Source organism: Paraliobacillus sediminis, from assembly GCF_003426055.1.
The window spans coordinates 204,082-217,967 of the sequence record NZ_QJSI01000001.1 but is presented as its reverse complement, the minus strand read 5'-3'; the positions used below and the strand labels follow the sequence as shown (position 1 = coordinate 217,967).

Genomic DNA, 13,886 nt, shown 5'->3' with positions numbered 1-13,886 from the left:
AACTGGAATTATTCATCTATAGGTTCTGACCCTATTTTCTTAGTTTTTGTTGAATTAAACAGCCCTTGCCCTTTGGTTGAAATATATCCAAAATTTATTGATGACACATATTTTCACACAAAAAGAGACGCTCAAATTAACGAGCGCCTCTATAAAAATATTATTCTTGTTAATTAATCTTTCGTCTTACCACTACAAATGTAACTGCACCAATTAAGAGCAACATAATTCCAAATAACAGTATTTTGTAAGTGTCCGTAGCTGTTTCCGGTAATTGCTGATCATTGTCTATTTCAGATTCCGTTTCTTCTTCCGCAGAATCTGTCTCTCCTTCGCTCGAATCTGGCTCTCCTTCGCTCGAATCTGGCTCTCCTTCGCTTGAATCTGGCTCTCCTTCGCTTGAATCTGGCTCTCCTCCGCTCAAATCTGGCTCTCCTTCGCTTGAATCTGGCTCTCCTTCGCTTGAATCTGGCTCTCCTCCGCTCAAATCTGGCTCTCCTTCGCTTGAATCTGTGTCATTGTTTTCGTCTGGTGACTCATCTCCACTAGCCATTGCTAAAAGGACCGTACCGCCATCAACCATTGCTGGAATACTTACTACTAATTCTGTTCCATTAGCTTCATACGTTTTTCCACTATAACTATCCATTACTGTCACACCAGGATCAACTTCAAGCGTTACTTCACGTTCCTCTTCTGAAACGTTCAAGCCAACGTAAACATTTTCACCATTATACGTACGGTCAAATACAAGAAATTGCTCCTCATCTGAACCAGCAATTTGACTTCTTACGCCTCTTGCAAAGATTTCTGAATTATCCCCTCTAAATGCCAATAGTTTTTGATAATGCTCCAGAATATCGTTACCCTCTACATCATTCCAAGCTAAGTCGTAACGGTTATCGTATACCGGCCAGTTATTTGCACCAGATTGACCAAGTTCCTCCCCGTAATAAATTACCGGTTGGCCCTTAGCCGTAATTTGAAGTGCCGCTGCTATTTTAAGCATTCCTTCATTTCCATCCAACTCATGATAAAGGAAACCATCCTCATCATGGCTGCCAAGAAACTGACCAAGTGTTGCAGTATTGTTAATGATTGCGTTTCTTTCTTCAAGATCTTGATTGACGCTTTCTAGATCTCCTTGGGCAAAATCTCTTGCACTTGCTTTAAATTCAAAGTCAAGAAGTGAGTCCATTGTACCGGTATTAAGGTAACCATGGTTATTATTATGACCAGCACCCCAAGATTCGCCAATCATCTTGAAATCAGGTTTTAGTAACGTTAACTCATTTTTAAATTGTTGCCAAGTATAATCATCGACGTGCTTCACTGTATCTACACGGAAATAGTCAATTTTGTTTCCTTTAGGGGTCGTAGAACGCTCAATCCAACTAGTTTGCCAATCAATCAGTTGTTTACTTACCTCAGGATCCTCTGTTAAAAAGTCAGGTAAGTAGGATAATTCCATGTTTAAGTCAGTAGAACCAGACTCTTCACGGATCATTCCATCAAAACGATCACGGTCAGCATCTGTTGGGTAGCCAACTGGACGTTCTTCCTCAGGAATTTCATCATCAGCCTTAAGACCATAACCAGGATGATTTAATACAACATCAACCATGATTTTCATGTTACGCTCTGCTGCGGAATCGATCAATTCATGGAAATCTTCTAATGTACCTAAATGAGGATTAAGTTCTTCAAAATTCTCTGCCCAATATCCATGATAGCCAAAAAATGCACCCGGACTGGCTTCACCAGCATCTACAGATCCAAGATCATGGCCAATGTTCTCGACTATTGGAGTGACCCAGATAGTGTTAATACCTAAATTATCTAAGTAATCGAGGTTTTGAGTAATCCCCTTAAAGTCTCCACCTTGATATGTGCCACGCTCATTTTCGTAATTTTCATAACCAATGCCATAAGGATCATTGTTGCTCGAATCTCCATCATAAAAACGATCTGTCAACATGAAATAAATCATCGCTTCATCCCAGTCAAAATCATCATTTTTATCTGGTCTTGGATCCACTTGGACAGTTGTAGAACCTATATATGTTCCAAACTCCTCGTCAACAACCGTTAAAGGAACCGCTTTCTCACCTGGTTCTATATCGTGACGAACAGAAATGGTTACTTCATTTGTTTCTGTATAAATTGGCAATTTACTCGGTCCACCTAATGCGCTGACATCTGCAAAGATTTCATAAATTCCAACTTCATCATTATTTTCAAATTCCACTGTTAGTACAGCATTCTCATTATAATTCAGTGAAGATGAAACTTCTCCACTAACGGAAATGTTATACTCTCCATCCTTGTACTCTACTTCTTCTTCCGCCGCCACATAATATGGGTTAGTATAAATTGTATTATCTTGTCCATTAATGAAGATCTGGTCGTGGTCTGCTAAATCAGAATACGTAAAATCTCCGAACTGTTCGCCTGAATCATCACGTTTGGCAAAAAGAAATCTGAGTTGACCAGCATCCTCAATATATTCCACGTCTGTATATGCACCATATTTTCCAACTTGATCATCTGAAAATGGTTGCGCATCAATTGGCCATTCACCTGAAGGTTCTAGCACATCTCCCCAAAGCCATAATCCCCAAGGTTCATAGGCTCCATCTTCATTATTCCAATGAACTCGAATATGATTGTCTTCTAATTCAACTGGTTCATGAAGGGAAACTTCACCACCTTCTGATACCCAAACCTCATTCATTTCTTCTGAGATCATTTCAATTCTTGTTGTGGAGTCCAGTAATTGTTCACCTTCATATAAAACAATCATCTCTACTAACTCCGGATCCTCAGCAAGTTCTATATCCACATATGGACCGTAATCTGTCATCTGTCCATCTGGAAATTCCATCCCATTTGGCCAAACATCCAATTCTTCTGACCATGTAGCCACATCTTCATAGATCCATAATCTTAAATCATCAACATTAAGGTCTCCGCTCTCAAAGTGGACGCGCAGATGATTATCCGAGATAGCTTCTAACTCTAGTTCTTGTGCAGTCAAAACTGGTATCGCCGATAAGTTTGGAAGCAAACTTAATAACATAATAAATATTATACTAATAGCTAAACAACGCTTGTTTTTAGGTTTAATCAATGGTTCTTACCTCCCTGAATTTTAAAATAAATCAATCTAATTCTCACATATCATAAAATTAATTGACTAAGATACTACATGAACAACCACCTCCCTTAATATTTAAGTCCCACTAATGCAAACGTTTGCATTTTTTCGCAAAAAAATACCTCAAACAATGATTTCAACACTCCGTTGTATAAACGTTTTGTCTTTCTCTAAAGATTTTGAGGTAAATAATATGAAAAACTATAAAACCAAATTTATTAGCCGATTTATATCTCTTTCTTTTTAACTATTTGTTACGAAATTCGTTCTGTCTACTGAAACTTGAACTATATTTCTTGTAAGCAATCCTATATTTTTATGTTTTTTTCCATTTATTATTAATTCAACATCACTATTTACTCCATGAATAGTTATGACTACATTCACCCAATCTGGTCGATACTGTTCATTCTCAGTATCAATGATAATCTCTAATCTATTATTCTCTAATGTAGCATGTATCTTGCATTCAAAGAATTTTCCATCTTCATAGGCAAAGGACTTTCCGTCATCCTCATAATGCCTATATGTAACTTTTTTGTTTTCTTCAGGATAAACATGGATATTCATTTCACTTTCCTTTGTCTCTGTAGAACTTTTCACAGTTCCTTGCGTAATAATTGCCCCTTGCTTAACAAAAATAGGCAATACCTCCAGAGGTGCTTCCACAAGGTGGTGTTTGCCGCCTTGTAACATCTCTTCCGTCCAATAATTAATCCAATTCCCTTCTGGTAGATAAACCACACGTTGGTACGTATCTGGTGTTAATATTGGAGCTACAATTAAATCACAACCTATCATAAATTGATCAGATAAATTAAATATATGCTTATCATTCGGATATTCAAGTACTAGAGGACGCATAACAGGCAATCCTGTAACACTTGATTCTTGAAACAACGTATATAAATATGGCAACCATACATATCGTTCTTGAATATATTTCTTAATTATCTTTTCATACTTATCACCAAATGACCAAGGCTCTTGACGAACAGATTTTAATTCACTATGGTTCCTAAAATATGGTGTGAATGTGCCGAATTGTGTCCAACGAGCAAGTAATTGACCATTGGAATCATGAGCAAATCCTCCTACATCAGGACCACACAACGGCACACCTGACACACCCAAATTCATACACATTGGAAGCGCCATTTGTAAATGCTCCCAAAAACTACGATTATCACCCGTCCATACTGAAGCATATCTTTGTACTCCAGCATATCCTGCACGGGTCAATAAAAATGGCCTCTTCCCATTTAATTGTTCTTTCATACCCTCATATGTCGCTTTTCCCATAAGGAAACCATACATATTATGCAACTCTCGGTGTGTTTTGGGATCACCATCATTGTCATGGACTACCTTAAGATCCATTGTCTTTGTTTCATTGAAAACTGCTGGCTCATTCATATCATTCCAGATACCTTCGATTCCTAAATTCGTATAAAATTTATGACTATCTTTCCACCATTGACGGACATTACTACTAGTGAAATCAGGAAATGCACTATTTCCTGGCCACACATCACCATGAAAGATAGTACCGTCCAAGTATTTGCAAAAATGGTTTCCCCTAACTCCTTCTTGGTAAACAGAATACTCAGGGTCCTCTTTTACACCCGGATCAACTATTGGGACAACATGTATACCAGAATCTTTTAATTCCTGTATTAATTTTTGGGGATTTGGAAACCGTTCACCATCGAAAGAAAATACACGATACCCGTCCATATAGTGAATATCTAAATAGATAGCATCAAGTGGAATCTCTTTTTCCTTAAAACTTCTAACTAAATCTCTTACTTCCTGTTCTGTTTTATAACTATAACGTGATTGATGATAACCTAGTGCCCATTTAGGTGGAATAGGCATTTTCCCAGTAATGGTTGTGTACTGTTCTAAGACTTCTTTTGGTGTCGGTCCAATGAAAACATAGTAATCAAGTTGTCCCGCTTCCGCTGTAAATGTATAGCTTTCTGTAGATGATTTCATATCAAAAACAGTTTTAGACGGATTATCTAAAAATATTCCGTGGGCCTTCCCATGACGAATTGTCATAAAATAAGGAATTGATTGATATAACGCATCAATTTCGGGATTATGTGGAGCGTAAACATCTGAGTTCCACATCGTCATCTTTTCTCCACGTTTATCTAAGAAACTTGTTTTCTCTCCGAATCCGTAGTAATGATCATCATGATCCATTTTTTTATAGCAAATTAATTCCTGGTTTTCATTGAATCCAAAACCATTCTCTATTTCTTCTACAACAGGATTGCCATCTTCATTATAAATAGAAATTTTAAGCATTTCTTTTTTGATAACAAGTACAGACTTATTACTCGATACTACTATTTCATCAACATGTTCCGTTATCGATAGTGCTATATTTTCAGGTTCCATCACAACTGCATAACTAGTCTTTTTAGAAGGTTTATTTTTAGGATTCATCACAATTCTCACAATGTCATCGCGATAGAAAATAATCGAAACAAATCCATTTTCACATGTTATTTCTAACGTATTGTTTCCTACAGCTGTATATGAAACCAGTCTTCCTATACTTTTATAATCTATCTTCTTACTTTCATGCTGATTATCTGGCAATATAGCAAAGCTAGTATCTTGCATAATGTTCCCTCCATGTATTCATTTTCTCTAGTAGCCTATATTTCTTAGGCGTCATCCTTTTGTTGCTCCCGAAGTTAATCCCGTAATTAAGTAGCGTTGTAACATTAGGAATATTGCAGCAATCGGAACAGCAATTAAAATTGAACCTGCAGCAAATCTAGTAAAGTTATTTGCAAACTGCGCATTCACAAAGTTATATAGCCCTAACGCTAAGGTATAATTTTCAGGGCTCCGCAATATTATTCTCGGTAAAATAAAATCCATAAACGGTGCCATAAAATTAAATAGTGCTACAACTGAAAGAATTGGCTTTGCTAGTGGAAGCATAATGGTAAATAAAACTCTAAAATGCCCTGCGCCATCCATTCTTGCCGATTCATCCAGTTCCCTTGGTATCGTATCAAAATAACCTTTAACTAGGAAAGCATTCATTGGAATTGAACCACCAATATAAATTAAAATTAAACCTAGTAATGAATCTAATAAACCTACAAGATTCAGTAAAATATAGATGGCTACCATAGCCATTAATACAGGGAACATTTGAAGTAATAAAAAGGCAAATATACCATATTGTCTCCCTACAAATCGGTATCTTGAAAAGGCATAAGCAACCAATGTAACAAGAACAGTAGAGCCTATAGATGCAGCAAACGCAACTATTAATGTATTTTTATACCATATTAAATAATCACTATCAGGATCAGTAAAAAGCCATTTGTAATGTTTAAATGACCAGTTATCTGGAATCATGTCTGCTCCAAACAAACTAGATCCGGGATTAAGTGATAATCCAAAAGTCCAAAAAAGTGGATAAAGAATAATAATAAACATTATTAGAAGGCTTCCATAAATACCTACCAGTTGTAAAATGTTACTTGTTTTTCTTTTCATTACATTTTCCCCCCCTCTTTAAACGATGCAGTCTTTCTAAATTGGAAAAAGGCAAATACAGCTACAATCAAACCTAATATGAGCGATATCGCCGCTGCAATACTGAATTGGCTTGATTCAAACGTTAAATCATATACCCACGAAATCAATATATCAGACCCACCTGCATTCTGATTTTTAACAGCAGGTCCACCCTGATTAAATAGATAGATGATGTTAAAATTATTAAAATTGCTTGCATACTGCATAATTAATAATGGAGCGGTTGCAAACATTAAATGTGGAAATGTGATAAATTTAAATTTCTGTATACTGCTTGCACCGTCCATATTTGCTGCTTCATACCATTCCTGTGAGATACTTTGAAGAACACCAGTGAATAACGCAAAAACAAATGGAAATCCTAACCAAGTTTGTATTCCAATCAAAGCTACTCGTGTCCAAAAGGGATCACTTAACCAAGGTACTCCTGAACCAAAAAGCGGAATTAAAATATCTCGATTAATTGCACCAAAATTGTCATTAAATAAAGCAGTAAATATAAGAATTGTTACAAATCCTGGTACTGCCCAAGGTAAGATTAAGACAGTTCGGATTAATTTCTTCATTTTTACTCTTGAATCATTCACAATCATCGCAAGGTACATAGCTAAGCCAATTTGTAGCGTTGTTGCTACAAAAGTCCAAATTAATGTCCATGAAAGCACGGAAAAGAATGTATTTCTCCACATAGGAATAGTTAATAAGGCTTTAAAGTTATCAAACCCAACCCATTCAAGTAAATTCTTAGGAGGAGAATTCATTAATGTATAGTTTGTAAAAGCAAGAAATGCCATAAACAATAATGGGAAAATAACAACAAATATCAACAGAAATAACCCGGGACCTGTCAATAAGTAAGGGAATGATGCATCCCAGGCATTTACAAAAGCTGCTTTTAACGATGTGATTTCCAGACCACTTTGAATCTTTTTTGCATCTCTACGTGCATCTATTATATTTATGACATAAAATGTTATTGCAAAAGATGTTACGATAAGAGCTATAATACCTTGGCTTAATAACACCCTTGAATCATCAACTGTTGGAATTTCTCCTAATGTAAAGAGTCCCCAATAACCAACATTTAGTATGTCATAAAAAACCATAAAGAAAGAAAAGGTTATCACAAGGAAAATGGAACCTTTAATATATCTTCTGTTATATAATTGTCCAAGTCCGGGTAAAAAGGATAGTATAGTTGCTAACTTAATACTATGAGGATGAGTTTTACCAGATGCCATGGAGCATCCCTCCCTTATTTGAACCTAGATATTATCCTATCTCATTTCGAAAAGATAACACCTAGGTATTTTATTTTATTTATAATTTAGTTCGATATCTTGTTTGATTGTTTCTGTTGCATTTGTTAAAGATTCTTCAGCATCTTCACCTTCTGTAATGAATGTCAAAGCATCAGCCATTGGGTCCCAAACTGCCGAAAGTGCAGGTACAGGAGGAAATGGTTTAGCTCGCTCTAATTGCGTTCCGAAACCAGTTAATAACGGATCGTTTTGAAATTCGTCACTACTTAAGATTGAAGATTTTGCTGGCATTTCACCTGTTTCTTCATAGTATTGATTTAAAGAATCTTCATTTGTTAAATAGATTGCTAATTCAGTTGCTTCTTCTGGATATTCAGAGTAAGCAGAAAGCATCCAGCCTTTTGTACCTAAAAATGTGATAGGATATTCTCCATTATCAAGTTGCGGTAATGGTGCAGTACCCAAATTATCACCCAAAGCTTCTTTGTGCTCTGTCAATGCCCACGGGCCATTAACAATTGCTCCCACTTTACCTTGATTAAATAATCCGCTAGTAACATCCATCGTAATACCAGTCGGTATATAACCATTATCAAACCAATTTTGAACCATTGTTGCACCTTCTATCGCTTCTTCACTCGCTAAACCAACGTCATTAATATCAAAAACACCGTTTTCTTCAGAAAATATGTTAGCTCCATAACCAGCCATAAAAGGGAAGGAAAAATAAAAATCTGCTGCTGGATACAGAAATCCATATTCATCGTTTGGTACATCTGTCAATTTTTCAGCAATTGCTTCTAACTCAGCCATCGTCTCTGGAGCTTCAGGTACAAGTTCCTTATTATAGTAAAGTGCAAGAGATTCTACTACAGCTGGAAGTCCATATACATCTCCTTCATAACTCAATGCTTCGACCGATCCCTCTGAATACGTATCTAAGATTTTCTGATCGATTTCCATAGATTGAACTAATCCTTTTAATGATAAATTCCCAATACCCGGTTGATAGAATAGATCGGGTCCATTTCCTGAAGGCCCGTCAAGTGACATCGCTTCTTCTTGTTCATCCATAGCAAACGGAACGACTTCTACTTTAATTCCCGTCTCCTCAGTAAATCCATTTGTTATTTCCTCTACAGCACTTGACTGATCTTCAGGTATCCAGACCATTAGTTCTTCTGGCTTTTCTGTTTCTTCGGAATTTGACTCAACATCCTGTGAGGAATCTGAATTCGTCTCTCTATCAGGTCCACATGCAACTAGGAACATAGTAAGAATTAACGAAAATAAAATGACTACATTTTTCTTCATAATAATTTCTCTCCTTTTAATAGGTTATTTGATGTATAACAAACTTCTAGTTTCTAGAATTTCACCCCCTTTGTTTAGTTAACCGGTTAACTAAACATCAAAAAAATATATCCTTTTTTTATATAAAGCGCTTACAAACAAAGCGAAAAGATTAAACCATCTATTACTACTTCGAAGTGTTACCTATTATGAATGATAACACTTGAATAGTTCACTTAAATTTATATTCACTACAATTCTCTAGTAGAGTTTCTAATAACGAGTTCCACTGGCAGTTCAACAGTTTGGTGATCCATATCAACAGCTGATGATTGTATTGAATTAATTAGTAAATCAGCAGCTGATCTACCTTTTTCAAAAATATCTTGTCTTATAGTTGTTAAACTCGGTGTAATATATTTACTTATACTTAAATCATCAAATCCTACAACCGAATAGTCTTTTGGAACCTGTTTTCCTTTTAGTTGGAATGCTTTTACGATACCAATTGCTAAAATATCAGATACTGTAACAATACCTGTTAATTCTTGTTTAGTCTTAAGAATTCGTTCTCCTACATTTACACCAATTTCAAATGTGATATCACTGGTCTCAAAGATCAGATTCTTATCTAACTCGATTCCATGCTCTTTCAGGGCCTTCTTAAATCCAAAGTAGCGTTTCTCGTCAACCGGACTTAATTTAAGATTAGTTGCCACAAACGCAATACTTTTATGACCTAGATTAATTAAATGTTTTGCAGCTAAATAACCACCTAGCTCATCCATAACTTGCACATTATCAAATAAATCAGTATATTTCTCATACGTATCAATAAGAACAATAGGAATATCTAATTTCTTCATTTCCTTATATAATTTTTTCGGAAACATCCCTAAAAATATTAAGCCATCTAAATTTCTTTTCTTCACCCATTGTCGACATTCTTCAGGATTACCCACTCCCGCAATCATTGTATCAAATTCACGATTACGAGCTACTAATTCTACACCGCTTACAAATTCATTATAATAAAGATTATTTTTGAATACTGACGCTGGTGAATCCTCAATTAGTGGGAGCATAATGCCGATCAAATTAGATTTCCTTTTTGACAAACTAATTGCAGTAAAATCTGGATAATAATTCAAGTGTTCAACAGCTTCATGAACTTTTATTATTGTATTTTTTGATACTTTGTCTACACCATTTAACACATATGAAACCGTTGCAGTTGATACTCCTGCATATTGTGCTACATCTCTTATAGTTGCTTTTTTATTCATTGCTACCTCCAGTTAACCGGTTAACTTAATTTTGATTTTATTATACTAACCTTTTTATGTCAATACTCAATCTAATAAATATTATTTTTTATACCAAAATCTAGTTCATTAATTTCGATATAAAAACAAAAAACCCCCTGACAAAATTGACCGGGAGGCTTTGTGAGATAAATATATTAATCCCTGTATTTATTTTTGTATTGACGGATCAACAACTTTCAGAGCTACTTTCCAATATCATTTCTTTATAAAAAACTAATCCTTCAATCATTTAACTGCTAAATAACGCATGCGATAGGCATTCATTGCTGTCTCACCTAGCGTGTCAAAGAGATTATGATTCGCATATGCCCCGACAATTGCTCCAAAACCTGGAATCAGCTGTAGCATTTTAACTAAATCAATATAGTCTCGATACTCTTGTTGAAAGACTTGCCAATCCATATCAACGAGTGTTTCTTTTTCTTCTTCCCAATTCTCAATAATAGCAAGCGTTTCTCTGCGTTTATCATCACTAGAAAAAGCCAATTGAAAGACATGGAGCATGAATAAACGTTCTTCATACTTATTCGCATCATATCCATAAACAGCTGCAGCATCAAACAAAAACTTCATTTTAATTGACAATAACAATGGAAAATCAGCAAGGCCTAAAAAGATACCACCAGCTCCCGTACCAGCACCTTCCACAACCGCTGTTTTTCGATAAGAAATAAGTTTCTCCTTTAAAAGCTCATCCCGTTCATACAGACTTTTCTCACTTGCTTGTTTTTTATTCGTTATCATATTAGAACCCGCTAAAGTTGCTTTAACCATATTCTTAACACTATTGGTAATGACCGTATGCACCTTTTCTGGAATTAACCCATTCATTTTTGTTTGGGCTTTTTTAGACAGTTGATTAAATAAACCTGACTGTTTTAATACTTTTCGTCGCCAAATGACTAAATCTTCACGTACCTTCTCTTGATGTTCCATCATAATGTGCCACCCCTTTATATTGCTAAGCTAGCTTTCAGTATTACGCATTACATTTTTAATTAGTTTTTTTGAACGACAGTAGCTATAAAACCCAAAAATTAGAATCACTACCCCAAAAAAAATCGTGATGTAAGCTATGATTTCTAATTTTCTATTCTGATCAAAAAATTCGATAAGTGCCGCTGCCGTAGCAAAGAATGCCAATGATGTACGAATATAAGCTAGTATCGTTCGATCATTAGCTAATCTTGTTCTTTCCATGGCAAGTAAATCACCAACAGAAGGAGCGTCGTTTAACGCACCATTGTTTCTATCCATATTACTACACCTCATCTAAAGTAATATCTACACTATATAATCTATCTTAATAATTTTCGCCATAATAAAGTACTGCCATTCACTAAAACACTTTTATTTGTTTTCTTTTAACTTATGGCCATCTAGAATTAATTGCTTCATTTCTTTTATATCCTGCTTGATTTCTTGGTTTTCTTTATATATGCGCTCGATCTGCTCCTCACGATTATTATCATCCTCTTGACCTAAGTAACTTAGAATAACAGCTACAACAAGATTTAATATAACCAATGCACCAATGATGATAAAGGTTACAAAATAAGTCCAAGCCCATGGCATTTCATTAATAATCGGTCTAGCAACCTGACTAGCCCATGATTCAAACGTTACAACTTGTAGTAATGTAAAAAGCGATTCATGAAAGCTACCGAAAAATTCTGCCGGAAGCACTTCACTATATAAAGTAGTTCCAATAATCGCGTATATAGAGAAAATCAATAAAGACAAACCTAAAATCCCAGTTAAGGCAGGAATGGATTTCATTAAAGCATCGACTATTTTACGCAAAGCCGGAATTGCTGGGATCATTCTTAATAGACGTAATACCCTTAACAATCTAATTACACTTACGAAATTGGTTGTATAAAGCAGTAAACTTGCCGCTACAATTACGAAGTCAAATATGTTCCATCCTTTAGAGAAATACCCTTTAAAACCAAGTCCAGCTATTTTCAAGACTAATTCTACGACAAAGATCCAAACTATTACTCTATCTAAAAGTTGTAATAGATCATTGCCCCTGAAGTATGTCTCAGCTATTATAACAAGTCCGTTAAATACAATAATACCAATTATGATCGCTTGAAAGTTCTTACTGTTTACCAATTGTTTCAATTTAACTCGCAACAGAATATTCTTCATACTTATCACTTCCATTCCATTTTTCATTAATAATGCTCCGTTTGTTTCATCTATGGCATCTATATTTTTATTTTTTATTCGCTTTTTTTTATTGCTTATCAATTATAAACGCTTCATTGCAAAACGGCAAAACTAGTAAGCTATTTTTCATTTCTATCATTCTATGTATACATGGTTCTTGTCAGTCATTTACATTGTTCAACTAGCACTATTATTATATACTATAATAACTACAAGGCTTGCGCAGATAAGGATGAAATAAAAGTTGACTCAAACAAAACCAATACACGCGAATCAAAATAACGGAAACATTTTAGAGAAATACTTAGATGTAATACCTATGTTCCATACCATGTTTCCAAAGATGGCAATTGGTGTAACTAATCTAGAAGAATGGCTTGCTTATTATCCTGGGGAAAAGGTCGATCTAGGTGTTAAAAAAGGACAAAAGATCGATCCAAATGAACCTTTAGCAGATTGCATAAAACACAATAAAGTAATCAAAGATATTGTTCCGAAAGACTTTTATGGCTTTCATTTCACTGGTATGGCAAATCCAATACTAGAAAACGGGAAAGTCGTAGGAGCCATCGCTATACAAGTTCAGGAGCAAAGCGAAAGAGAGTTAAGAAAAATATCAGATCAAATTGTTACATCTCTAACACAGGCGAATGATCGCGTAACAACTATATCTGAAAGCGCAATTGGGCTGTCTGAGCTAAGTAACACGTTGCTCGATCAGTCGCATCATACAAATGAAGAAATGAAGAAAACAGGGGAAGTAATAAATTTTATCAATAAAATTGCTTCTCAAACGAATTTACTTGGTGTAAATGCAGCAATTGAAGCTGCACATGCGGGTGATAAAGGGAATGGTTTTGGAATTATCGCGAAGGAAATTCGCAAGTTATCAGAAGAAACGATCACTTCTACAGAAAAAATTAAAAACGTTCTAGAAAACACCCAGAAATCAGTAGATGAAATCACCGTTTCCATTGATAAAATGGTTTCATTCGGGAAAAACCAAGCACATTCTACTACAGAAATCTCTGCTTTCATCGATGAAATTGAAGCGATGAGTAAAAAGCTCAATAAATACGCATCTGATTTATAAAA

Annotated in this window: 10 protein-coding genes; 1 reads left to right on the top strand and 9 read right to left on the bottom strand. The window is 35.3% G+C overall.

Annotation, left to right across the window (positions count from 1 at the left end; genetic code table 11):
• Positions 1-169: 169 nt before the first annotated feature.
• The 9 genes from D2K60_RS00975 to D2K60_RS00935 form a co-directional block, all read right to left on the bottom strand.
• On the bottom strand, positions 170-3,130 hold the full coding sequence (locus tag D2K60_RS00975; RefSeq protein ID WP_117168131.1) for an alpha-amylase family glycosyl hydrolase: 2,961 nt from the start codon (positions 3,128-3,130) through the stop codon (positions 170-172).
• A 270-nt stretch (positions 3,131-3,400) separates the two neighbouring features.
• Positions 3,401-5,794, bottom strand: a complete 2,394-nt coding sequence (locus D2K60_RS00970) for a glycoside hydrolase family 31 protein (protein ID WP_117168130.1) — start codon at positions 5,792-5,794, stop codon at positions 3,401-3,403.
• Positions 5,795-5,845: 51 nt separating this feature from the next.
• Positions 5,846-6,688 (bottom strand): sugar ABC transporter permease, encoded by an 843-nt coding sequence (locus D2K60_RS00965; protein WP_117168129.1) that lies wholly within the window; start codon positions 6,686-6,688, stop codon positions 5,846-5,848.
• Positions 6,688-7,971: a sugar ABC transporter permease gene (locus D2K60_RS00960; RefSeq protein WP_117168128.1), complete on the bottom strand. Its 1,284-nt coding sequence runs from the start codon at positions 7,969-7,971 to the stop codon at positions 6,688-6,690. The genes D2K60_RS00965 and D2K60_RS00960 overlap by 1 nt, the downstream gene beginning before the upstream one ends.
• 75 nt (positions 7,972-8,046) lie before the next feature.
• The gene (locus D2K60_RS00955; RefSeq protein ID WP_117168127.1) at positions 8,047-9,306 is read right to left on the bottom strand and encodes an extracellular solute-binding protein; all 1,260 of its coding nucleotides are present in this window, start codon (positions 9,304-9,306) and stop codon (positions 8,047-8,049) included.
• Between the two features lie 230 nt (positions 9,307-9,536).
• Positions 9,537-10,571 (bottom strand): LacI family DNA-binding transcriptional regulator, encoded by a 1,035-nt coding sequence (locus D2K60_RS00950; RefSeq protein ID WP_117168126.1) that lies wholly within the window; start codon positions 10,569-10,571, stop codon positions 9,537-9,539.
• Between the two features lie 267 nt (positions 10,572-10,838).
• Positions 10,839-11,552, bottom strand: a complete 714-nt coding sequence (locus tag D2K60_RS00945; RefSeq protein ID WP_117168125.1) for an EcsC family protein — start codon at positions 11,550-11,552, stop codon at positions 10,839-10,841.
• 27 nt (positions 11,553-11,579) lie between these two features.
• Complete coding sequence (locus D2K60_RS00940; RefSeq protein ID WP_162880660.1) at positions 11,580-11,870, bottom strand: DUF202 domain-containing protein; 291 nt, start codon at positions 11,868-11,870, stop codon at positions 11,580-11,582.
• Positions 11,871-11,963: 93 nt separating this feature from the next.
• Positions 11,964-12,872: an ion transporter gene (locus tag D2K60_RS00935; RefSeq protein ID WP_240335205.1), complete on the bottom strand. Its 909-nt coding sequence runs from the start codon at positions 12,870-12,872 to the stop codon at positions 11,964-11,966.
• 163 nt (positions 12,873-13,035) lie between these two features.
• Between D2K60_RS00935 and D2K60_RS00930 the strand changes: the two genes are divergently transcribed.
• Entirely contained in the window at positions 13,036-13,884 is an 849-nt protein-coding gene (locus tag D2K60_RS00930) for a methyl-accepting chemotaxis protein (protein ID WP_240335204.1), read from the top strand.
• Positions 13,885-13,886 lie beyond the last annotated feature (2 nt).